22 protein-coding genes and 1 tRNA gene are annotated in these 24,241 nt (G+C 48.0%); 5 read left to right on the top strand and 18 right to left on the bottom strand.

Annotated elements, in window-relative coordinates; genetic code table 11:
- Positions 1-34: 34 nt before the first annotated feature.
- From GX419_00690 to GX419_00635, 12 genes are all read right to left on the bottom strand, one after another.
- Positions 35-1,207, bottom strand: a complete 1,173-nt coding sequence (locus tag GX419_00690) for an iron-containing alcohol dehydrogenase (protein ID NLI23209.1) — start codon at positions 1,205-1,207, stop codon at positions 35-37.
- Entirely contained in the window at positions 1,201-1,509 is a 309-nt protein-coding gene (locus tag GX419_00685) for an antibiotic biosynthesis monooxygenase (GenBank protein ID NLI23208.1), read from the bottom strand. The genes GX419_00690 and GX419_00685 overlap by 7 nt, the downstream gene beginning before the upstream one ends.
- Positions 1,510-1,560: 51 nt before the next feature.
- Positions 1,561-2,199, bottom strand: coding sequence for a hypothetical protein (locus GX419_00680; GenBank protein NLI23207.1), 639 nt, complete (start codon positions 2,197-2,199; stop codon positions 1,561-1,563).
- On the bottom strand, positions 2,171-2,689 hold the full coding sequence (locus GX419_00675) for a hypothetical protein (protein ID NLI23206.1): 519 nt from the start codon (positions 2,687-2,689) through the stop codon (positions 2,171-2,173). The genes GX419_00680 and GX419_00675 overlap by 29 nt, the downstream gene beginning before the upstream one ends.
- A 10-nt stretch (positions 2,690-2,699) precedes the next feature.
- Positions 2,700-3,734: a low specificity L-threonine aldolase gene (locus GX419_00670; GenBank protein NLI23205.1), complete on the bottom strand. Its 1,035-nt coding sequence runs from the start codon at positions 3,732-3,734 to the stop codon at positions 2,700-2,702.
- A 163-nt stretch (positions 3,735-3,897) separates the two neighbouring features.
- Positions 3,898-4,368 (bottom strand): V-type ATP synthase subunit K, encoded by a 471-nt coding sequence (locus GX419_00665; protein NLI23204.1) that lies wholly within the window; start codon positions 4,366-4,368, stop codon positions 3,898-3,900.
- A gap of 4 nt (positions 4,369-4,372) precedes the next feature.
- A complete protein-coding gene (locus tag GX419_00660) occupies positions 4,373-6,367 on the bottom strand; it encodes a hypothetical protein (GenBank protein ID NLI23203.1) in 1,995 nt (664 codons plus the stop codon).
- 8 nt (positions 6,368-6,375) lie between these two features.
- A complete protein-coding gene (locus tag GX419_00655; GenBank protein ID NLI23202.1) occupies positions 6,376-6,978 on the bottom strand; it encodes a V-type ATP synthase subunit D in 603 nt (200 codons plus the stop codon).
- Positions 6,979-6,993: 15 nt separating this feature from the next.
- Positions 6,994-8,316: a V-type ATP synthase subunit B gene (locus GX419_00650; protein ID NLI23201.1), complete on the bottom strand. Its 1,323-nt coding sequence runs from the start codon at positions 8,314-8,316 to the stop codon at positions 6,994-6,996.
- Positions 8,316-10,070, bottom strand: a complete 1,755-nt coding sequence (locus GX419_00645; GenBank protein NLI23200.1) for a V-type ATP synthase subunit A — start codon at positions 10,068-10,070, stop codon at positions 8,316-8,318. The genes GX419_00650 and GX419_00645 overlap by 1 nt, the downstream gene beginning before the upstream one ends.
- A gap of 18 nt (positions 10,071-10,088) precedes the next feature.
- Positions 10,089-10,943, bottom strand: coding sequence for a DUF2764 family protein (locus tag GX419_00640; protein NLI23199.1), 855 nt, complete (start codon positions 10,941-10,943; stop codon positions 10,089-10,091).
- 3 nt (positions 10,944-10,946) lie between these two features.
- Positions 10,947-11,561, bottom strand: coding sequence for a hypothetical protein (locus tag GX419_00635; GenBank protein NLI23198.1), 615 nt, complete (start codon positions 11,559-11,561; stop codon positions 10,947-10,949).
- Between the two features lie 157 nt (positions 11,562-11,718).
- Between GX419_00635 and GX419_00630 the strand changes: the two genes are divergently transcribed.
- The 4 genes from GX419_00630 to phoU all read left to right on the top strand — a co-directional run bounded on the left by GX419_00630 (position 11,719) and on the right by phoU (position 15,808).
- Positions 11,719-11,791, top strand: a tRNA-Lys gene (locus tag GX419_00630).
- 950 nt (positions 11,792-12,741) lie between these two features.
- The gene (locus GX419_00625) at positions 12,742-14,079 is read left to right on the top strand and encodes a hypothetical protein (GenBank protein NLI23197.1); all 1,338 of its coding nucleotides are present in this window, start codon (positions 12,742-12,744) and stop codon (positions 14,077-14,079) included.
- 144 nt (positions 14,080-14,223) lie between these two features.
- The gene (locus tag GX419_00620) at positions 14,224-15,036 is read left to right on the top strand and encodes a phosphate ABC transporter ATP-binding protein (protein ID NLI23196.1); all 813 of its coding nucleotides are present in this window, start codon (positions 14,224-14,226) and stop codon (positions 15,034-15,036) included.
- 43 nt (positions 15,037-15,079) lie between these two features.
- The gene (gene phoU, locus GX419_00615) at positions 15,080-15,808 is read left to right on the top strand and encodes a phosphate signaling complex protein PhoU (protein ID NLI23195.1); all 729 of its coding nucleotides are present in this window, start codon (positions 15,080-15,082) and stop codon (positions 15,806-15,808) included.
- Positions 15,809-15,822: 14 nt separating this feature from the next.
- Here phoU and GX419_00610 read toward each other — a convergent pair whose 3' ends face one another.
- The 6 genes from GX419_00610 to GX419_00585 are packed head-to-tail and all read right to left on the bottom strand — an operon-like array spanning position 15,823 to position 21,469.
- Positions 15,823-16,566 carry an outer membrane lipoprotein-sorting protein gene (locus GX419_00610; protein NLI23194.1) on the bottom strand — a complete coding sequence of 248 codons (744 nt, stop codon included), beginning with the start codon at positions 16,564-16,566 and terminating at the stop codon, positions 15,823-15,825.
- Between the two features lie 3 nt (positions 16,567-16,569).
- Positions 16,570-17,847: an FtsX-like permease family protein gene (locus tag GX419_00605; protein ID NLI23193.1), complete on the bottom strand. Its 1,278-nt coding sequence runs from the start codon at positions 17,845-17,847 to the stop codon at positions 16,570-16,572.
- A complete protein-coding gene (locus tag GX419_00600) occupies positions 17,844-19,016 on the bottom strand; it encodes an ABC transporter permease (GenBank protein NLI23192.1) in 1,173 nt (390 codons plus the stop codon). Before GX419_00600 ends, GX419_00605 begins: the two co-directional genes overlap by 4 nt.
- Before the next feature lie 12 nt (positions 19,017-19,028).
- Positions 19,029-19,724: an ABC transporter ATP-binding protein gene (locus GX419_00595; protein ID NLI23191.1), complete on the bottom strand. Its 696-nt coding sequence runs from the start codon at positions 19,722-19,724 to the stop codon at positions 19,029-19,031.
- 5 nt (positions 19,725-19,729) lie between these two features.
- Positions 19,730-20,875, bottom strand: coding sequence for a hypothetical protein (locus GX419_00590; protein ID NLI23190.1), 1,146 nt, complete (start codon positions 20,873-20,875; stop codon positions 19,730-19,732).
- Between the two features lie 3 nt (positions 20,876-20,878).
- A complete protein-coding gene (locus GX419_00585; protein ID NLI23189.1) occupies positions 20,879-21,469 on the bottom strand; it encodes a TetR/AcrR family transcriptional regulator in 591 nt (196 codons plus the stop codon).
- A gap of 235 nt (positions 21,470-21,704) precedes the next feature.
- Between GX419_00585 and GX419_00580 the strand changes: the two genes are divergently transcribed.
- The coding region (locus GX419_00580) for a carbohydrate binding family 9 domain-containing protein (GenBank protein NLI23188.1) at positions 21,705-24,241 on the top strand (2,537 nt) is incomplete at its 3' end.

Here is a 24,241-nt window from a genome sequence, read left to right as displayed (position 1 = left end):
AGATATTTTAGTGTAAAAATAGTACAAAAAAATTTCAAAACCTCTTCAAAAGAAGTTCGCTGATTTCATTCTCTGAAAGAGGTACAGGATTGTTCTTGTTCTCCGTACTTTTGGCTGACGAAACCAGGATCTCTTTTGTAATGCCGAGTGCACTGAGCCGTGGCAATTGTAATGATGAAGTCAGGTTGTCCAGAAATTCCGGCAAAATTTCTGCACAGCGCCGGGGGGAAATGTTCTGCTCTCCGGAAATTAGCTCTGCCAGCTGAATGTACTTCTTCATTGCTATGGACTCCGGTGCGTTTTCCAGCAATTTGCTGATGGTAATCCGGTTTGCCTCAGCCATGATGGTACCACAGAGAATTCCGTGGGGTATCAGCGCCAGACCTCCCAGTGCGGAGGCAATGCCATGAACAGTCCCCAGCCCGGCATTGGTAAGTGTAATGCCCGAAATATAGGCCGCATACAACATGGCACTTCTCCCCTCTTCGGAACGGGGTTGGCGGTAAACCTCCGGCAGGTAATGAAACACATCCCGTATAGCCGGCAGGGCAAGAGCATCGGTAAACGGATTGGCTGCCAAGGAAACATAGGATTCGATGAGCTGGGTGAGGCAATCCATTCCCGAAGCGGCGGTTATTTCCGGCGGACAATCATAGGTTAATTCCGGGTCCAGCAGGGCGGCATCGGGAACAAAATTGTCGTGGCGCAAGGATTTCTTGAACCCTTTTTCTCCCACTTCAGAAAGGACGGCATTTTTGGTGGCTTCGCTACCGGTACCCGCTGTGGTGGGCATTGCGATGAAGGGTATTTTTGTACCGGGATGCTGTTTTGTGCCCACTCCTTCGAGATAATGCATCACCGTTTCTCCTATGGGAAGCATTGCTGATATTGCTTTTCCGGTATCCAGAACACTGCCTCCCCCGATAGCTACCACAACCTCCGGGCGGAAGGGAATGTTGTCATGAACAATCTGGTCAATCAAAGAGGGTGAGGGCTCCCCTTTCACAGAATAATGGGCAAGGTGAAAGCCTTCCTTTGTCAATGCAGTTTCGATTTCGTCCAGAAAGCCTGAGCGCCGAAGGGATGCGGAACCGGTGACAAGCAAAACATTCTTTCCGAACCGGCCGGTAAGGGAAACAACCTTTTTTCGGCTCCCGGGACCAAAGGTCAGAAAAGGTATTCTGGCTATCTGAAACGGTTTTACCATTTTGAACGGTCTGACGGGCAAATTACCCTGTGTTTTACGCCTTTGCGCGGAGATTCCATCCAGTTTTCCACAGCGGCCTTCCATTCCTGATAATGTGGGGTATTTTTATGAGCTGCTGCGGCTTCTTCGGTATCCCACACTTCGTAAAGGAGAAACCTGGTGGGATCATCAAACTGTTGCAATACATCAAAACGAAGGTTGCCGGGTTCCGTTCTGGATCCCTCATGATTTTTTCTAGTTATTTCAATGAATTCAGGAAGATGTTCCTGCTTCACGTGAACATAAACACAGTTGACGAACATAGGCTTTTCATTGTTTGGAATGTGGTACGAAATTAACAAAAAGCGTTTTGTTTAAAAATTCAGACAAACGAAATACCCGAAACCCGCATTTGCCTTTCGGGTTCCATTACCGAAGCCCGGTATTACATAGGGTTCCATAGACGCCGGATGACCCGAATACAGAAGCACACGTCCTGCCACCGACCAGCCAATAAAGAAATGCGGAAACACCTCCGCACGGATCCCCGCCCTGGCCTCCAGCCAGTGACTCCCAAATGAAACCTGACTGATCTCGGTTGCCATGGCCGGCCAGTATCCGGCAGGAATCTGCACCTCCTCAGCCCGATAATGCATGGACGAATAAGCATACCGTAGCCCGATAAGAATCTGGTCGTTGCCCGGAAACCTGTCCCGTCCGAGCACATTAAAATCCACCCCTCCCCTGGCAAACCACCCCGCGGAAGCATACCTGAAATTGGATCCATCGTATTTTGCTGACGAAATACCCCCCTCCGCAACAGCATACCTGTTCTTCCCTATACGGTAACTGCCGAAAAGTTCAACCGCATTCTCCTTACTGCCATATATGCTTTCGGCAAAAGGCAGAATATCCAGCCCTACCCATGCCCGCCGCAGTGTATCCTTCTGGGTTTTTGCAGGCAGGCAGGAAAGAATCAGAAAACTAAAAATACAGATGGATATTCGTACCATGATCGGTTGTTACATCAGATTGTATGATGCGCAGGGAGTCAGCCAGGTTGCCCCGTAAAAAAACCTGAATCAGCCTGTAATACATTACAAAACCACACTCATAGGAAAGCAGATGAGGTTGCCTCGTGCACACCACCATAAAGGTATCAGCGGCATTCCTGCATGAAAAAACAAATCCGGTTGTATCGGATGAGGGATTCAGCGGCAGCGATACCTTGCTGACGCGGGCCGAATCGTACAGCAGGGAATCGGAGCGCGTCAGGCCGTACACGGTAAGATCGGGCAGTGTGGTATCATGTTCGGTTTTGGGAAAGGTGGTCCGGAAGGAAACCACCAGATAAACATCCCTGGATTGCTTGCAGGCATTGTCACCTGTACAGGAAACGTCCAGAAAGCAAATACCAGATGCAATCAAAAAAGCAGTCAGTAATCCTTTACCGTTCAGGAGGCGGGCATGTTGAAAAAAAAGACGGATATTCATCCGGAGCATACGGCGGTTTTTATTTTCTGCTATCCATTGTTTTACGCAATATTTCAGCAAAGCCGAGCACGTCTTCCTCGGTGGTATCCCAGGAGCACATCCACCTGACTTCTGACCGCATTTCATCCCAAACATAGAAAAAATATTCCTTTTGCAGAAGAGGAATCACTTCAGGAGGCACAATGGCAAAAACACCGTTTGCCTGCACGGGCTGGGTAATTTCGATTCCCGGTATTTTCCGCACTTCCTTTTCGAGTAACTGCGCCATGGAATTGGCATGTTCTGCCAGGCTTTTCCACAAATCATTGGTCAGGTAAGCATCGAACTGCGCCGCCATATACCGCATTTTTGAGGCAAGCTGCATCCCCTGTTTCCGGATGTATTTGAAATTTTCTGCCAGGCGGCTGTTGAGAAATACAATGGCCTCACCATACATAAGGCCGTTTTTGGTTCCGCCAAATGACAGGATATCCACTCCGGTGCCGGCGATCATCTCTCCGAAAGAGCAGGAAAGCGAAACAGCCGCATTCGCCAGCCGTGCTCCGTCGACATGCAGCATCAGGCCGTGTGCATGCGCCATATCGGCCAGTTCCCTGATCTCCTGCAGGGAATACACCGTGCCCATTTCCGTTGCCTGGGTAATGGAAATGACGCCCGGCTGGGAATGGTGTTCAAATCCAAATCCGTGAAGATACCTGGCAACCTGATCGGGTGCTATTTTGCCGTTTCCGGTAGGAATAGAAAGAATTTTGCATCCGGTAAACCGTTCGGGAGCTCCGCATTCATCAGTATGAATATGGGCCGTTTCAGCGCATATAACGGAATTAAAAGGCCTGGTGGCGGCAGTTAAACCCAGCACGTTGGCGGCGGTTCCGGTAAAGACAAAAAAGACCTCACACGAAGCGCCAAAGATTTCTTTCATTTTTGCAACGGCACGTCCGGTATACGGATCGTCACCGTAAGCAATGCAATGCCCTTCATTGACCCTCTGAAGGGCATCCATAACCAACGGATGCACGGGGGCATTGTTGTCGGAGGCAAAACCACGCTTCATAAACAACAGGATTTATTTTTAAAGGTTCGGGGTTTTCTGTGTTCCGGGCTCAGGGTTTTGATGGAATTGTGAATTTTTGATGTATTGCACAGGCCGGTAAAAAGCACAAAAGCCGGAATCCAGGTATTTCCCTGCATACCGGCTTTTTCTGCCTTGCAGATTCTCAAAGTTTTGCGCTGATAAGGAAGGTAGCAGCAAAGGAAATAATAGCATACAGCTCGGGGAACACAGCAAGAATCATGGTGTTTCCGAACACATCGTTACCGCTTCCTATGGCAGCAATACCGTTGGCGCAGACCTGGCCCTGCTTGAGGGCTGAGATCAGACACACAAAACCCTGGGCGAGACCCGCCGCAAGAATGGCAATTGCTGTACCCATAGCCATCTCAGGAGTGATTACTCCCTTATTCAGAATAATGAAAAAACCGGCAAACCCATACAACCCCTGGGTACCCGGAAGAGCACTCAGCAACATATAGCTTCCGAAAGCATCCGGATTTTTTTTCAAGGCCCCAATGGTAGCATTGCCACCCATAACAACTCCGATGGAACTGCCGATTCCTGATAAGCCAACCATCAGTGCCAGACCAATGTAGGCAATAATAACAGGTGCATTTGATACTACAGCATTCATAGAATTATGTGTTAGTTGATAATTTTGAAAATGGTTTATATTCTTTTCCGCCACCGGCAAAACCGGCATTTTTGTAAAATTCCACAAAGGTAAGACGCATGGGATGGACAAAGCTTCCCAGAGCCGAAAGCAACAGGTTCAGCGTATGCCCTGCCGCCAGAAGAAGGAGGAAAAACAGCCATCCGATGTAGGGAATATTGAGCAATTGCAGCGAGATGGCGTTGAAAACAAATCCGAGGATAGAACTTGACATGGCCAGCGCAAACAGACGGATGTAGGAAAGCAGATCGCCGAAAATACCGGTTACCACTCCGTATGAATCCCAGATTCCGAGTCCCACCCGTGCAAAAACGTTTTTGTCAGGATTATTGAAAAAGAAAACAAGCACCGCTCCTGCTCCCAGGCAAGCGTACATAAAAGGTTTAACTGCTTCCTGGCTGAACCATCCTGCTTTACTGCCCAGCATAAAAAAGGCAATGCTCAGGATAATCCATATCCATCCGAAGGTTGACAGGGCATATTTGAACCCTTTCTGGATAATCAGATTGGCCGCTCTGAGGCACATACCGAAAACAATCTGGATGGCACCCAAAATGAGGGATAGAGTGAAAATGCCCATGGAATCGAGCATGATAAAACGGAAATAATTGATAAAACGGTAATCCGATTCCGCATACCGCGTAAGGATGCCCTTGTATTTGTCCAGAGCTTCAGGCCCCAGCGTATTCTGCAGGGCGGCTATGTATTCATCCCTGGCTGAAAAGTGCTGGTTGACAAGGGAAGTCATTTTCTCCAGAATTTCAGCCGGAATGTTCTGCTGCCTGAAAACCTCAAGAGAATGGGCAGTGATGGTATATCCTGTGTCGAGCAGATTGAGGCCGAAAAAGGTACCTGTAACAATTCCCATCAGAACAGTGGCTGCACCGAGGAACTGCGCCAGAGTAACCAGCGAGCGCATTTCCGGTTTCAGACGTTTCTTAAAAAGCGTTGCGGCAATGAGTATCAGAAGTCCGTATCCTGCATCACCCAGACAGAAACCGAAAAAGAGCATGAAGAATGGTGCAAAAAACGGCGTCAGGTCCAGTTCATGGTATGCCGGCAGGGAGAACAGCTTGCCGATCGGTTCGAACAAACGGGCAAACTTATTGTTCTTGAGAAGAATTGGCACATTCCTGTCGGCCGGATCCACTTCCTCACGGAAATAGAAAACCGGGGTACTTTGAAGATATTCGGTTAGTTTACTTTCGCGGTCTGCCGGAACGTATCCTTCCAGCACGACCACCTTATCGGATGCTTGCGGGGTACCTGCCTGCCGGGCCATATAATACTGGTATTCGGAAGCAATCTCCCGGTATGCCTTTTCCAGAAGAGGTATACCCTGCACGGCCTCATCAAGGCGCTTTTCAATTTCTGCTTCCCGTTGTTCCAGCATCTCCATTTCCCTGCGCAGTTCCGAAAGACTCCGGTGCGGGAGCCGCGGACGGTCGGCTTCAATCAGGATTTCTTCCCCTGGTTTGTAAAATACCACAAAATGAAGCTGTCCATTAACATTGCTGATTTCAGCTATGTGGTATTTTTCGTTCCATTCGGGCTGAAACCGCCGGGCCGGACAAATAAAAAACGCCGTTTGAATACCGGCTTCTGCAAGCCTTTCCAGTGATTTCCAGTCGAAATCACCCCAGGGTTCCAGACTGTCTGTATCTTTCTTAATCTGCTGTTTCCTGATCCGTATGGTATCACGCTCTTCCAGGAGAGCGGCTATCTCATCGGCCAGAGCAAAGGCATTCTCAAACGAAACCGGGGCAGATTCTCCGGGCTGCCTCTTTTTCAGCAACCGGATGATCTTATCCAGCTGGTTCATTTTTCTGAAAAGCTCCCGCAGTGTCTCATTATCCTCTCCTGTTGGCCGCCAGTGAATGTGCAGTACGCCGAGATCCTGCAGTTTTTTCAGGAACTCATCGTATTCCCGGTGATAAATCAGGAACGAATATTTCAGCATGGGAATAATCATGACTGAACCTCCACTTGCATTTGACGTTGCTTAATGATTTTCTGAGCCGATTTGGACAGGTTTTCCTCGTCTTCCATAAAGCGCTTAATCTTCCTGATGGCATCCTCATAACCGGGAATCTGCACCTTTTCGTACAGGTTCACTTTCTGTGTCGTCTTCTTCCGGGCGTAATCGAGGAGTTCCATTTTGGAACGGAAAAATTCCTTTTCGATGGCAATGGAAGCAAGCTCCTTGAGGATTTCAATACCATCAAGAAACCAGGAAGGCTGACTGAAAAGATGAAAGGGACGGGTTTCGAAGAGAATTTCTTCCAGCACGGGCGTCTTAACGCCGGCAATTTTTTTAATGGAAAGGCGGACATCCTTTATGGCAATCAGGTCGGGGCGAAACTCGCTCCACAACCGTGCCATATGGTTGTATTGTGCAATCCGTGCTTCCAGTTCATTTTCGAGCTGCTGCATCCGGTCTTTTGCCCGCTTCACTTCCATCCTCAAAGCCGATTCCTTGTTCTGAAGGGTGGGCAGTGCACGTTGTCTGATGCGCAACTGCTTGTTCAGTGCCTGAAGTGCCGTTTTATTATACTGAAATTTAATAGCCATGGCAACTCCTGCTTATCAGTTCTTAGGCCAGTATTTTTCAACAAATTCGTTTTTAACACCCACTTCCGATTTGGTAAAGTGCCGGCTGAAGAGGTTCCAGGCAATATTGAGCATGGTAGTGGTATCGACATTCACATCAATGGCCAGCAGGCTTTCGGAGTATTCCCTGGCAAAGCGCAGGCATCGTTCGTCGTAGTCGGTGAGGTCGAAGCCGTTTTCCAGTTTGGTACGTGCATTGGCGGCATCGGCATACAGACGAACAGCCGCATTCATCACCTGGGGATGGTCTTCGCGGGTTTGTTTTCCAATCACCAGTTGTTTCAGACGCGACAGCGACCGGAAGGGGTCGACGATTACTTTACCGATTTCGGTATCGCGCCGCAGGAAGAGCTGACCTTCGGTAATATAGCCGGTATTATCGGGTATGGCATGGGTGATATCGCCGCCTGAAAGTGTGGTAACAGCCACGATGGTGATGCTTCCTCCGTCGGGGAACTGAACCGCTTTTTCGTAAATCTTGGCCAGGTCGGAGTACAATGAACCGGGCATACTGTCTTTCGACGGAATCTGGTCCATACGGTTCGACACAATCGAAAGGGCGTCGGCATAGAGGGTCATGTCGGTCAGCAGAACCAGTACCTTTTCTTTCTTGTCAACGGCAAAGTACTCGGCGGCAGTCAGCGCCATATCGGGTACCAGAAGCCTTTCTACAGGCGGATTTTCGGTGGTATTAATAAAGGCCACTATGCGGTCGAGTGCTCCTGCATTTTCAAACACATTGCGGAAGAACAGGTAGTCGTCGTTGGAAAGTCCCATGCCTCCCAGCACAATCTTATCGGCTTTTGCCCTGAGGGCCACCAGTGCCATTACCTGATTGAACGGCTGGTCGGGGTCGGCAAAGAAGGGGATCTTCTGCCCGGTAACGAGGGTATTGTTCAGGTCGATACCGGCAATACCGGTGGCAATAAGTTCAGAAGGCTGTTTGCGCCGCACCGGGTTCACCGAAGGGCCTCCGATCTGCCTTTCCTGCCCCAGAACAGCTCCGCCTCCGTCGATGGGTTCGCCATAGGCATCCAGAAAGCGGCCGGCCAGGTCATCGCTCACCCTCAGCACAGGAGGATGCCCCATGAATACCACTTCGGCATTGGTAGGAATGCCTTCGGTGCCACTGAATACCTGCAATGTAACCTGGTCGTTGATAATTTTTACCACCTGGGCCAGACGGCCATGCACCAGGGCCAGTTCATCATACCCTACTCCTGTTGCCTGGAGGCTGCAGGTTGCCTTGGTAATCTGGGTGATTTTTGTGTATATCTTCTGAAAAGCTTTCTTTTCCATCACGCTATTTTTCTTTCGTTGATAATGGCATGCAATTCTTCTTCATACTTTTTGAACTGTTCCGACTGGAACTCGGAATAGTTCATCTGCTTAAACTGGTTGATAATCCGTTTGAAGAAGGTACCCACCTCTTCGAATGTTTCAAACTGGAAACGGGTATGGTACACTTCGAGCACCTTGTTGAGCATATATTCCTGACGCGGCAGGGGGGTTGACTGGTCGATCCTGTCAAACGCATCCTGCTGAAGGATTATAAAGTCAACAACTTCGGCTTTCCAGAATTTCTCGTGGTAATCAATGGGTACACCATCGTCGCCGAGGATGTTGATCTGTTCAGCCACTTCCCTTCCGCGCTGGAGAATATCGCGGGCCAGAAGCACATTGGAAAGCCAGTTTTCTGCAATATGGTGTTTGAGGTATTCCTGCACCTCTTCATATTCGAGGTACTTGGAATAGCTTTCCAGAGGGTCAATGGCCGGATACCGTTTGCTGTCGGCCCTCTGCTGTGAGAGGGCATAGAAACAGCGCGCTGCCTTCTTGGTAGATTCCGTTACCGGCTCTTTGAGGTTCCCACCGGCAGGAGAAACCGTACCAATAAAGGTAATGGAACCGGTTTCGCCGTTGTTCAGATACACAAAGCCTGCACGGGCATAGAAGTTGGATATAATGGCCGGCAGGTCCATCGGGAAGGCATCCGGACCCGGAAGTTCTTCCATACGGTTCGACATTTCGCGCAGTGCCTGTGCCCAGCGGGAGGTTGAGTCGGCCAGCAGCAGGATCCGCAGGCCCATGGAGCGGTAATATTCTGCAATGGTCATGGCGGTATAAACCGAAGCTTCCCTGGCCGCCACCGGCATATTGGATGTATTGGCAATGATGGTGGTACGTTCCATCAGTTTTCTTCCTGTACGGGGGTCTTCCAGCTCAGGAAACTCGGTAAACAGTTCCACCACCTCATTGGCACGCTCACCGCAGGCGGCAACAATGACCATGTCGGCTTCGGCCTGTTTTGACAAGGCGTGCTGAAGCACGGTTTTTCCGCAACCAAACGGACCGGGAATGAATCCGGTACCTCCTTCCACAATCGGGTACAGGGTATCAATTACCCGTATCCCTGTTTCCATCAGTTTGAAGGGTCTTGGTTTTTCGCGATAGGCCTTGATGGGGATTTTCACCGGCCACTTCTGCACCATGGTAACAGGATGTTCCTTGTTTTCGCTGTCGACCAGTACGGCAACGGTTTCACTGATGCGGTAATCGCCCTCAGGGCGCAATTCCTTCACCTTGTAAGTTCCCTGAAATTTGAAAGGGACCATAATTTTGTGGGGAATCCAGTTTTCTCTTACCTCCCCGATCCAGTCGCCGGCACGTACAGTCTGCCCTACCCTGGCCAGAGGAACATAATGGTAGATAGTTCCCTCATCAAGGGCCGGGGTATATTCTCCGCGCTGAAGAAACACGCCGGTCATTTTGTTCAGGTCGTTCTGCAGTCCGTCATAGTTTTTCGACAGAATGCCGGGTCCCAGGGTAACTTCCAGCATATGACCCTGAAATTCGACCGGAGCACCCACTTTCAGATTGCGTGTGCTTTCGAAAACCTGCACATAGGCCAGGTCGCCGATGACCTTAATGACTTCGGCCATCAGCAAAACCCCGTCCAGGTTAATATAGCAGATTTCGTTCTGCGCAACAGGGCCATGGGTTTTGACAATGACCAGGTTTGCAATAATTCCGGTAACATTTCCTTGCGTCAACATATCTGATTCTATCGGTTATTTTTTACGGTGAAATTCATCGGGCAACTGATATGATTTTTCCATCTTTTCCAGCAATTCGCGGAACAGGCTTTCGCCGGCGGGTCGTTCAAGGCGGAACCAGCGCAGGGCGATCATTAACCGGAGCAGGTAGCCAAGGATCTTCTCTATATCAAAATAGTGGAAGAAAACGGCCTCGTCGATAAATTCCCAGCGGAGCCAATCCAGTTTTTTCTCTCTTTCCAGCAGGTCGGGCAATTCACAAATCTGCAGGATTTTTTCAATCTGGTCCAGTTCGGAAGCCAGGCCAAAATCGCGGGCCGGGTTGCGCACAAGCTGACTGTTAACGGGATTATCGCCGATCAGCTCCGGGGCGATTTCCCTTCCGAAGCGCCGGCAATTCACTGCCGTTACAATGTTCCGAAGGGTCAGGTCAAAAGCCGACCATTTCTGCAGAAAATCGTTGGGCGCTTCAGCCATCATGGCGTAATACCCTTCCAGAAGCATCCGCTCCGGGTCGAGCTGTGACCGGTCGGTATTTTCATCGTACCAGCGCCTGATCAGGCTGGCAAGGTAGGGTTCAATACGCGAAGGTTCCGGGATGATGGCATCGAGGTTTTGTACCTCGGCGGCAAAATCTTCGGGCGCATAGTTTCCGAGTACATCAAAATCGTCTGAGCCGTCTTTCAGGAAGCGGATCAGGTTCTGATGGTCGTACGGAAGAAAAACCATATGAACCAGCCGGTAATCAGCGGGGTGCAGTTCTTCCTTCAATTCCTGCCGGAAGGTTTCCAGGGTCTGGGTAATCTTTCCTTCGTCAAACAGCAAATCGGGCAGTCCTGCAACGAAACAGTGGTATTCTCGCCGGAACATGTCCTATTTCTCAAATAAATAATCCATTAACCTTGGCTTGAGATAATCCCGCAGGAAGTTCTCAAATACTTCATCGGTAAAGCTGATCCGGAAGGATCCGTCGGCCGGGGTAATTTCAAACCCTGATGTGAGGTTTTCGTCGAATTTCAGTTCCAGTCCTTTCTTAAGCAGGTCGGTCGCTTTGGAGAGGAAATATTCACGCAGTTCTTTTTCGCGTGATGCCGGCAAAAGAACAACCAGGTCGGTTCGTCCGGATTTATCGGGCGACCAGTTGGCGGCAACGGCCAGAAGAATGTCGCGGATAAAGGCCGGATCGTCGGGAATTCCTTTGACAGCCTGGGAGGTAACCTTTTTGCTGATCAGGTCAGTAATTTCCTGTCGCAGGTTGTTCATTGCCTGCCGCATGGAAAGCCGAAGCTCGGCCATAGTATTTTCGCGCATTTCAGCGGAAGCTTTTTTGGCTTCTTCAAGAATGCGGATTTCTTCGGCCCTGGCCTTTTTTATAATCTCTTCTGCCTGGGCTTTGGCAGCCGAAATGATCTTCTCTGCTTCCTGATTGCCCTTCTCAAGGCCTTCTCTGTAAATCTTTTCCGTAAGTTCCTGCAGTCGGTTGTCCATGAAAAATGGTTTTAAAATCGGGGGTCAAATATACCATAAAAAGATTTTATGTTATGATTGTAACAACAAAAATAGGAGATGATTTTTGTCATCCCCCCAGAAAAAATTTTTAAATTTGAATATTGTTTATACATTTGCACCCCGAAAAACGGAACCCGATTCAGTAGCTCAGCAGGTAGAGCACATCCCTTTTAAGGATGGGGTCCTGGGTTCGAATCCCAGCTGGATCACGTGAACAAAAGAAAAAGGCCTGTAATGCAAACAATTACAGGCCTTTGTTTTTCTCCAGGATACAATTTTATAGTCAATCCTCTTCAACACCTCCGGTGTTGAAAAACTTAGCGTTCTACCCACCATGGCTGCCACCATGGACATTGGAATTCGAAACCTCCGGTTTCGCTTTAGTTTTGCTTCGAATTCCATAAACAAGGTTGACTTAAAAAGGAAAGCTAATAACTAAAGCATAAGCAATAGGTTCATACCTTTTCTTAAAAAAAATTCCTTTTCTTAAGGATAAGCTACTGCGCGCAGGCAAAGGCTAAACAGGGTAGACAGGGCAGAGCGGGTAGGCTTTTGTTTTGCCTTTCCTACATCAAAAAATTTTTCAGAACCAAATTCCATAAAAAAAACTGAAAGGGCGATATTATTGCAGAATCAAGCCACAGAACCCCGAAGGGGCGATATTATAAACGTAATGCCACCCCTTCAGGGTTTTTGTTTTTCTTTTTTGTTCATTTTCTGCAATAATGCCTTGCCTTCAATATTGGATCAGAATTGTAAAACATTTCAATATGTGAATCAAAACGTGATAGTAAAAATTCGGATAATACATATAACAGTGATAAAAACTAGGGTATTGCGGGCTGACTTGCAAAGCCGGCCTCCGGCAAATCCTGCTGGTACGCATTGAAAGCGGCCCGCCGGGCACATTGCTCAGCAAAAAATGTGCAATGTGGATTCAAACCTGATTGTATAGTAAAAATTAAGCGCCTTTCCGCATGGTGCATTTTGCCAAAACGGAAAAATGCAATTAAACACCTGACAAAACCATTTCAATGTTCCCTTCCAGCCTCGTCGGGCTTACAACAAGCCTCTGAGCTTAAAAATTAATGTTACACTAATAAAGATTTAACATGCAGTTAATATTCAGGCTTGTTATTTGCAGAAACATTAAAGCAACATGAATCGAATCTTTATTTTAACTGCTATCATCGCTGTCCTGCTGTGGCCTGCCGGCATGAAGGTCAATGCACAGGATGATAAAACAGCCGACAGCCTTTTTAAATCAATAGCCAGAACCGATGAAACCATCCGTTTACTAAAAAAGATTCAGTTTTCGGGCTATCTGCAAACGCAGTTTCAGGTAGCCGAAAAGGAAGGGATTAAATCCTTCGCCGGTGGTGATTTTCCTGAAAACTCTGACAGCCGTTTCATGATACGGCGCGGAAGGGTGAAAATGACCTGGTCGGGAAACCTCTCGAAATTTGTTACACAGATTGATATAACCGAAAAAGGAATTGCCCCGAAAGACGTTTATTTTCAGCTTACTGACCCCTGGATCCGCACTTTTGTTATAACAGCCGGCTTGTTTAACCGTCCCTTCGGAAACGAAATTACCATGTCATCCAGTGTCAGGGAATCGCCCGAAAGGGCCAGGGTTTACCAGACCCTCTTCCCCGGAGAACGGGATGCCGGCATCATGCTTTCAGTGCATCCCGGAAGCCGCTCAGGCCTGAGCTGGTTCAAGGCGGATGCGGGCTTCTTCAACGGAACCGGCATCGCTTCTGATTTCGACTCCCACAAGGATTTTATCGGCCGTGTTTCCGTGAGCAAGGGAAACGCCTGGACTCTTGGACTTTCCTACTACAACGGACGCTGGCAAAGCGGAACGGAAAAATATTTTAAAGACCTTACAACCACCGACGACGGTTTCAGGGTTTTTCTGCCCGATTCAACCGGCAGTCTGTATTCCGGCAGGCGGATATATTATGGCATGAACGGACAGGTATCAGTAAAGACCGTTCTCGGAACAACCCTTGTGAGGGGGGAATACCTGACCGGCCTCCACGGAGGCACATCGGAAACCACCGTCAGTCCCTCCTCTCTGCCAAAAGATAAAGCCGTCAGCAAAGCCGACCCGGTTACGGGCATTGTCACTACGGTTGCTCCTCCCCTTCCGGCCATGGAACGTCCTTTTGCCGGCGGACTTGTTTACGTTGTGCACACCATCCTCCAAACCAAACACCAGCTCGTTTTTAAATACGATGTGTATGATCCGGATACCAGGGCCAGGGGAAAGGAAATAGGAAAACCGGCCGGTACAGGCACCTTTGCCACCCTCTCTCCTGCCGATATCCGTTACGATACCTATGGATTCGGCTATATCTTTCACTACGATACGAATCTGAAAATGATGCTGTATTACGATATCGTAAGAAATGAAAAAACAGCCCTCTCAGGATATACCGGAGATCTGAATGACAATGTTCTCACCATCCGGTTGCAATATACGTTTTGATTGGGCACAATGAACACTCTTTTATACTGTATCTGCGAATATTTAACAATAGATTAACATTGGTTTAATACTGAATTTTCAAAGGAAAGGTACTTTTACCCTGTTTTTTATTCGACTGGTAAAATCTCAGAAATGCAAAACGTAATGTTCGTTACCGAAGAAGAACAAAAAGAAAAGAATACCTTCCTGCGCACGACTTCTGTACCGCCTGTTCTGGAGACCAGGAACCTGAATCTCTACTATGGGGAATTTCATGCGCTGAAAAACATCAGTTTTAAGGCCGAAAGGAATACGGTTACCGCCCTTATCGGCCCTTCCGGATGCGGAAAGTCGAGCTTTATCAGGCTGTTCAACAGAATGAATGACCTGATCGACGACGTCCGGATTGACGGAGAGATTTATCTGGAAGGACAGGATATTTACGACAGAAGCATTGAACCCGATGAACTTCGTAAAAAGGTTGGCATGGTTTTCCAGAAACCCAATCCTTTTCCGAAATCCATTTTCGAAAATGTTGCCTACGGATTGCGGGTGAATGGCGTCAGGAACCATAAGTTCATTGAAGAAAAGGTGTATGAGTCACTGGTAAAGGCTGCACTCTGGGACGAAGTAAAAGACGATCTGGGAAAATCAGCCTTTGCCCTCTCCGGTGGCCAGCAGCAGCGTCTTTGCATAGCGCGTGCCCTGGCCGTTGAACCTTCCGTTTTGTTAATGGATGAACCTGCCTCAGCCCTCGACCCGATTTCAACCGCAAAAATTGAGGAATTGATCCATCACCTGAAGCAGAAGTATACCATCATTATCGTGACACACAACATGCAACAGGCCTCCCGTGTAAGCGATTATACGGCCTTTTTCTATCTGGGCGAACTGGTTGAGTATAATACCACAATCAATATTTTCACCAATCCCAAAGATCCGAAGACACAAAATTACATTACCGGCCGGTTCGGATAAGAAGATACCTTTTCTGATTACTTATAAAATAAAAACAGCAAAAATGCCGATCAATCCCGAACAATACGTACCTGAACATCCGGAGGTTCCGACCCATCTCGACCTGGAACTCGGAAAGTTGAGACAAAACCTGCTTGGCATGTGGAACCTGGTTATCAGCCAGGTGAGCAAGGCAGAAGAAGCCCTGAATTATCATGACCGGAACCTGGCCATGGAAATCAAAGCGAACGAAAAAAGGGTTGATGCTTTTGAACTGAACATTACCCTGGGGTGCGAAAACATCCTGGCACTTTTTTCCCCGGTAGCCGCTGATCTGAGGTTTGTACTCTCCGTGCTGAAAATAGCCTATAATCTGGAACGAACCGGAGATTATGCCAAGACCATTGCCAACATTGTGCTCGATCTCGAAAAGCCACTCCCCCCGGAGGTTATAAAGAAATCAGGGGTTCCTGCCATGTTTGCCGTGACATTGACCATGCTGCATGATATACAGCGTGCCTTTGAAACCGGTGATTCAACCCTTTCACGCGTAGTGTTCTCGAAAGATGAAGAACTCGATACCATCAACAAAGGAGCCTACCATACTTTTACCGAACTGATCCGGGAGAACCCGGAAGAGATTCCTGCCCTTCTCCACCTTCTTTCGGTAGTAAGAAGGCTGGAGCGCATCGGAGACCAGTCGAAAAACATTGCAGAAGAAATTATTTTCTACCTCGAAGCCGACCTCATCAAACACAATAAAAGCAAAAGAAAACCGTCTCAGGAAATCTGAGTTCGCCGAATCCGCTATTTTTTCAGATTGGATTTTGAGAAGATGTAATCCGGTATTTCCACGTTGAAGCGGATGTCGTCGATGATAAATTCTGTCCCTTTGCCCTCTTTCAGCATATCCCTGAATTCAATCTTCCGGGGAAACCATCTTCCTCCGATGTTTTCGACCTGAGAAAGAGTGGTTCGTTTAAGAAGTTTTCCCGATTTCGCGTACATTTCTTCCTTCAGAGGAATGTAGCGGGCTTTGTCGACCCACAATTTCCGCATCTGGTAGTTGATGTCAGGCGCCACGGCCCGCAGTTCGAGCACCCAGCAGGGTCTGTCATCCAGTGTTTCTTCCCCTGCGATGGTTGCCTGGTATTTTTCTGACAGGCGGGCATCTTCCATCAGGTCTTCGTAGGAAAGATCGGAACCCATTACCGACTGGCGCAGCATATGGCCTGATATCTGAATGATTCTGTCGGTCTCAGGCGAATAGATCCACAGCTGTTTGTCCAGTTTCAGCATCTTGGTACCTTTTTCACGTGGCGGGGACAGGTATTCCGAAAACGATTTCGATTCGCCTGCTATCCAGGTCTTAAGTTCAAGAGTACGGGAATTTCTGGTTCCGTAAATAATCATCCGGGATGTGAACACCCGGGTTTCCGATACCATATTTTTATCAATGCGGTTGAGAATTTCATGGGCATCCGGCTGTTGTGCCGGCAATATTCCTGAGCCAAAACCGCTCATTAACAAAATAATCCATGGTGTTTTCATATGCTATGATTCGAATTCTTTAAACAGGTTTGCTGTCTGCCTCCGGTAAATTCCGATACCCGAAAGGGCTGTTCCCAGAAGGGTTGAGAAAATTCCGGGGATAAAGCCGATATAGTAGGCGGGCGGAGTTATACGGGCATGAAAGTTGGTACTCATCAGCAAGGTCATTCCTTTCATTGACGAGGTCATATCGATTCCTTTTGTCTGCAGAATCCACGCAAGGAAAAGCCCCATAAGGGTTCCGGCGAAAGATCCGGCCAAACCGATAAAAAAGGACTCAGCCAGCATGGATGTATAGATATGCTTTTTTTCTTCACCCATCGCAAGGCGAATGCCCACCTCGCCGTAACGGCGCAAACCTCCCAACAGGCCGGCATTCCACAAAACCAGTGCCATGGCAAACACAAAGACAGAAATAATAATCGCACTCATCATAGACGACATGGTAAGCAGTACGTTCATCAGTGGCTGGTCATTCATAGTCAGCATAACAGGATAAAAAAGATCACCACCTGCAGGAGGATAGAGAGTTTCGAAACGTTTTTTCACTTCTTTGGCGTATTCAGTATCATAACCTGAAGCGGTGAAGAAGCCAAGAATTGCACTGGCCGCATCCTCCATATCGAGCAGATACTGAGCATCGCGGATGTCAGCAATCATGAAACCGCGATCGAGAGCCGGAGAACCGAATGAAACAGTCCCGGCAAGAGTATAGTTGACAAACGACATGCCTCCCATCATCGTGGTGGCAATACAGGTTATTTTATTGCCCGGTTTCAGTTTGATTTTAGAACAAAATTCATCGCTCAGGAGAATCTCTCCCGGTTTTTCCGGCAACCGGCCCTGACGGATGGCAGAAAGGAGGTTCAGCCTTTGGGGTTCTTCGCTCCCCGGGGTAAAAAAATCGATACCCATTCCGGCGGCAGGACCCTGTGCACGGGTTTCACCCAGACTGTCGGGCACATCGATTAGTACCCCGAACCGTATCCTTTGCACCCATGTAATAGCGGGAAATTGCTGTTGCAATGTCTTCAGAATTGTGTCGGTGCCTGTAATTGCATATTCGTTGGGAGTCTGATTATGCTTATCGGCAAAACCTTTTGTCATAACGCTGACATGCCCGTATTCGAAACGGGCGTTCATTTCAATCCCTTCACCCATAATTCCGGTAATCCAGGCATGCAATACCACGGTGAGCATTGTTCCAAGGGCCACTACCAGCATTGGTATCAGGCTTCTCTGCCTGTCTCTCAAAAGACCTTTTATCAGGAAACGTATCATTGTATTTTTCCTTTTAAAGCATCCGTAGGACTCATTTTTGCTATTTTCCGCGCCGGCAGGAAACTGACAATGGTGGTAACAATAACCACAATCAGAATGGTTCCAGCCACCAGCCCTGCGCTGTAAACAGGCACGATTCTGCTGGCCATGGATATTCCGAAATCACCGGAAGAAACAGGAAGTGATAGTCCTTTTACGGCCTGAATAGCCAGCAACGGAACTCCGTAAAGTGCACCGACAATAACAGCCAGAAGGGAGTGCATGGCACCTTCAACTGTAAAGAGGCCAACCACCTGCCAGCGGGTCATGCCAAGGGCAATATACGTACCGATCTCTTTCCTCCTTCGAAAAATGGACAGCACCTGCGTGTCAAATATGGCCAGCATGGCCAGAAGCATGAGGATGATCCACAATACCGCTCCGCCTGCGGATTTGGTTTTAATAATATCATCAACACTCTTCAGCAGTTCTTCCCTGGGATGGAATACCCAATTCCCCCCGGAAGGAAGCATGCCGGAAGGTGCTGAAAGAACAAGAAAGGTAGCTTCCCCCGGCATCAGAAGCATTTCCTGCAGACGGGAAAGGGGAATCCAAACCTGGCCAATGTCAACAGAAGGAACGGTGGTTTGAAAAATTCCGACAATCTGAATTTCTGCCGCATCAAACGTACCGTTCACATCCCTCCAGCGGATGGTCAGTATATCACCTTCCTTAAGACGCGCGTTACGGGCCATCTCACTGCCAACAAGAGCCGGAATAGCTGAAAGCGCCGTATCGAGTTTTTGGGATGGAATGGCCAAAATATGTTGACGTGGATCTATTCCCTTGATAAGAACCGGAAGCATTCTGCCATCGGGATACAACGTTCCCTGAGAGACAAGTACTGGCGTAAGTTTTCCTTCTGCTGCCAGCTGCGCAAGTTCCGGAGTAAGGGAATCATGGGCATCGGTTAAAGTAAACGGATCATACGGGTCATACCGTTCGTGCCAGAAATGACCTCCTCCGGTTTCCCACATAATCATGTCGGTTTTGGCCTGCTGTTCCCACCCATCCAGAAAACCTTTATGCCAGATAATCACAACGTATGAAAAGGAAAGCACTATGACGTTGAGCCAGGTTCGCAATCCGGCTCCGGTCAGATTTCTGTAGGCAAGTCTAAAAGCCAGCATATGTTTTCCTCCTCATTTAGGGGTTACGATTTCATCGGCGGCCAGCCGTCCGTCGTCAAGTCTCACCCTGCGTCGCACATAGCCAATTACTTTCTCATCGTGTGTGGCAAAGAGAAAGGAAGTACCCAGTTCACGGTTCAGAAGCTCCATGGTCTGAAGAATATGGTGCGAGTTGGCTGCATCCAGATTGGCCGTGGGCTCATCGGCCAGCACCAGAAACGGTTTTTTTACCATCGCCCGTGCAATGGCTACACGCTGGCACTCCCCTCCTGACAGCTGTGCCGGTCTGGAATCAGCTTTGGAAGCAAGGCCTACCCATTCGAGGGCCTCTGCCACCATCTTCCTGCGTTCCTGTTCTGTCAATCCGAGCAATAGCAAGGGAAATTCCACATTCTCGTATACCGTATATACCGGTAGAAGATTGTACGTTTGAAAAATAAAGCCAAGGCTTTTCTTCCTTATGTCAGCGGCTTCCTTGGGCGTCAGTTTTCCGACTGATTTTCCCAGTACAAGTACTTCCCCTTCAGAGGGCACATCCAGTGTACCTATAATGTTCAGGAGGGTAGTTTTTCCTGAACCACTCGGGCCTATTATTCCGGTAAATTCCCCTCTCGCAAAGGAAATGTTTATATCGCGCAAGGCGGTAAACTGGTTGTTTCCCATAGGGTAATGCTTGGTTAGCCCTTTGATGTCAATAAGTATATCCATACGTTTCAGAAATTATATACTACCATAAACTGAATACCTTTTCCTGCCATTAGGTTATGTCTCGTCTCGCTGTGAAATATTGTGAAACTCTGCGGATTCCAGAATGCCATCCAATACAGCGACCATTTGTCATACTGCCTATTGAAGCTGATGAACCGATAAAAGGATTTGTGGCTCCAGTCGTAGAAAAAAATACCGGCTACACGGTCCAGCACTCCCAGCGGATAGGAAAGAGTAAGAGCCGTAAAGGATGTGTTGCCGGACGAAGCAAATAAATGACCGGAGGTCTGGATCAGAAGGTGCTCCAGTACCAGCCCGAGGCCGTTTCCAACGGCAAATGTGTAATCCATACCAATGTTCATATACTTTTCCCATTCGGGAACCAGAGGAGAGAATCTGCCCGTTTTCTTCACCACGATTTCTCCGCTGATGCCTATGCCAAGGTCCCATTTCCCGTCGATTGCGAACCGATTTTCGTGAACAAAGGACCTGGTAACAGGAACGGAATCATAGGTCCACTGTGAACAGTCGGCTAACCGGCGATGGCAGGTGAATGCCACTTCTCCGGGGCCTGCAAGCAGCTGCAACCTTCCTCCTGCTTCAGCAGTTTTTTCCTTTGTTGGCAGATATTCCCATCCCTTAGTCTTTCCGTTTCCATATATGCCCCAGAGCCAAATCCCAGCGTTGTTGCCGAAATAATATCGCCCCAGAAGGGCATAAACACCATCGGAAATTTGCAGAGGATCGCGCGGATCCACCTGGTCGAACCACATCAGAGGACGGAGGATTGAGGCAGACCCGAAATTGATTTTCTGAAGCCCCAGGCGCAGTTCCAGCCCCGGAGTTGAATAACGAACCCAGACCCGGTAGGGTCTGATTCCGGCAACGCCATCCTGGTATGCATTCCCGGTAAACGTGGCACTGGTATAAAAATTCCCCGACACTTCTGCATCAAAGCGATGAAGCGAATCCAAACTGCCTGTAATTGACAAGGCGGGAAGGGTTCGCGCCCCAAACTGATAATAAAATGGCTTCTGTAAATTTACCATTCCCCAACCTGCCGCCTGCCCGTTCAATTCGGCAGTAACCGCCTGGCCTGCTGCCTGCAACGAGAAACATACCATACATAATACTGCCAGTTCCTTTCTCATTTCTCACCTGTGCTTACGCCTGGGCATAATTCCGTAAAAAAAGTATTCCGACAAATCCTTGATCATTTCGGATGGATGCTGGTATAACGCAGCAAATTTCTCATCAGTAACCAGGGAAGTCAGATGATTTACAAGATACAGCAGCACATTCGCACGGATGTCAGACCGGATTTCTCCATTCTTTCGGGCAACTTCAAAATCATGGAAAACCATTTCCATTGTTTTCTCCGTCCATTCCCTGACAAACCGAATCAGTTCAGGGTCACCTGACTGATAAATCTCCTGCAGAAATTCCGTGCTCAGATCCCGGGAAACTTCAATCTTTAACCTGATAATGGCCTCGATTTTTCTGTCGAACGATCCCCTGCTGTCCATTGCTTTCCGGTATTTCAGTCGCGACTGCCGGAAAATATCTTCCAGAATCCTGATGGCCAGATGAATCTTATTCGGAAAATATTTATAGAAAGTCATACGGCTGACACCTGCTGCATTGCAGATATCTTCCACAGTAACTCTTCTGATGCCATATTTCCAGAAGAGTTCCTGTCCCGCCTGCATCAGTTTTGCTTTTTTGCTCTCTGAAACCGAAGGCATATTTACATTTTTGATACAAATATACATTTTTTTTCATAATATACATATTTTATATATTTTTTTTATTTTAATAAACATCATTAAATAAACACCAAAATACAGTATGAAGAATGCTCTATGACCAGGAAATGGAAAGAAATGTTTAACCAAGCAGAAAATTGTGCATACCAGAAAACTATGGCACCATAATTCCATTATTTTTACGGCTTATTTTAATAAGGTGAAAAGGCAAGGAATGATACTCCCGAGGTTAATTATATCGTTGCTATTAGCGGAAACCATCGTGTTTACGCCTCATGTCCGTTCACAGGATACAACAGGGTACCACAAACGGATTTATGTTACCAAGCGTCTTCAATCGGCTCCTCCCAGGATCGACGGGAAATACAATGATGCCTGCTGGGATGAAGTTCCCTGGTCGCAGTGGTATGTTCAGCATATGCCGGTGGAAGGAGGCACTCCTTCGGAAAAAACCCGCCTGAAAGTACTTTATGACAACAGAAACATGTATGTACTGATAAGGGCCTATGAACAGGATCCTTCCAAAATCAGGCGTTTCATATGCCAGAGGGATGCACTATTTGAAGGCGGGGATATCGTGGGGATTAATTTTGACAGTTACAACGATCACAAGACCGGTTTCGAGTTTGATGTTACGGCCGGAGGGACCCAGGTTGACCTGTTGCTGAACAACGTTAACTACATGAATCCGGATTTTAACTGGAATGCCGTATGGTACAGCGGTGTTTCGGTAGATGATTCCGGCTGGTGTGCTGAGATGCGGATCCCTCTGAGCCAGTTGCGGTATAGCTCCGATTCGGTGCAGGTATGGGGGATGCATGCATGGAGGTGGATTTCCCGAAATATGGAGGAAGACCAGTGGAGCCTTATTCCCAGGAACACCAATGCTTTTATTCATAATTTCGGACAGCTTCAGGGCATTCGCAATCTTCCGAGAAACCGAAGGGTGGAAATCATGCCCTATGCGCTTGGATCCCTGCGAACCAATAAGCCGGCAGAAGGCAATCCGTTTACAGGCTCTTCATGGTCAGGTACATTTGGGGCCGACGGGAAAATCGGAATCGGAAGCAACTTTACCTTCGATTACACTTTTAATCCTGATTTCGGGCAGGTGGAAGCCGACCCTTCCGTCATGAATCTGACGGCATTTGAAACTTTTTACGAAGAAAAACGTCCTTTTTTCCTGGAAGGAAAAAACATTCTTTCCTTTGAAACCGGATCGGATGAGGATCTGGTATTCTATTCGCGACGGATCGGAAGTGCCCCTCCCTATGCGGCACCGTCTGATTCGGGAATATTTACCGAAACCCCAGGAAATACCTCAATACTGGATGCATTGAAAATCAGTGGGAAAACAGCAAACGGACTGTCGCTCGGTATCCTTCAGAGCTTCACCTCGCCTGAATACTCCAGCATTTTTAGCGGCGGTCAATACTCATACAGGATGGCATCCCCTCCGACCAACTATTTTGTAGGACGCATTCAAAAAGATTTTCAAAAGGGAAACACCTCGATAGGCGGCATTCTGACCTCGGTAAATCGTTTTTTCTCGCAGCAGCATCTTGATTTTCTCCCGAAGCAGGCATACACGGGAGGCCTTGATTTCATTCACTACTGGAAAGAAAGAGAATATTTTGTAACAGCCAATTTTGTTGCAAGCTACATCAGCGGAAGCCAGGAAGCCATGCTGCGTCTGCAAAGGTCGTCGGCAAGGTATTTTCAGCGTCCTGATGCCAACCATCTTGCTCTCGATTCATCCCTTTCTGTGCTGAGCGGTACCGGCGGCATGATCGGAATCGGAAAAGAAGGGAACAGCAAACTAATTGCCGGCCAAAGAATATATTGGCGCTCACCGGGTCTCGACCTGAACGATATCGGCTACATGAGAGAAGCTGATGTAATTGGTAGCCAAAGCATGGCAGGATACAGGGAAACCAAACCGGGCAAGATTCTCCGAAGTTACAGCGTCACGCTGTCGCTCGATTGCGCATGGGACTTTGCCGGAGTCCCTGTCCGGGGGAGATCAGAAATAGAGACCCAGTTTGTATTCAACAACAAATGGACAGCCCAGTTGCACCTGAACCGCTTTTTCTCCGCCATTGATAATCGTTTGCTGAGGGGCGGATATGCCTTGAAAACCGACCCCTATTATCTGGTTTTTGCTACGGCACAAACTGATGACAGCAGGAACCTGGCATTCAATCTTCAATACAATGGAGCATGGTATACCGACGGATTTTCATCCCGGCAACGTTTTGCTCCCGGGCTCAGAATCCGCTTCTCACCTCAGTTCAGCATTTCATCTCAGATAAACTATGAGGAAAATCAGAATGCCATCCAGTATGTTACATCGTTTGGATCAGAACAGCACCCCATTGCCCTGCTGGGAGCACTAAAACAAAAAACCCTGGGCATAACCATCCGAACAGGTTTTTATTTTACTCCCGATTTTTCGCTTCAATACTACGGAAGTCCTTTCATATCGACGGGCCGATTCGTTGCTTTCCGCGAAGTCACTGATCCTCTGAATGATTCCTTCAATCAGCGGTTTTATCTTTACCGTGATAATGAAACCATAATGACAGACGGAACCTATACCCTTACCCACGGAAGCACTTCCTATTCCTTTCCGAATCCTGATTTCACCATGCTGGAATTTCGTTCCAACTTTGTTGCCCGCTGGGAATATAAACCCGGTTCGGTATTCTATTTTGTATGGACCCATCAGAGAAATGACTTCAGAAACATATT

Source organism: Bacteroidales bacterium (genome assembly GCA_012517825.1).
Taxonomy (GTDB): Bacteria; Bacteroidota; Bacteroidia; order Bacteroidales; family JAAYUG01; genus JAAYUG01.
This window is presented reverse-complemented; position numbering and strand designations above follow the sequence as displayed.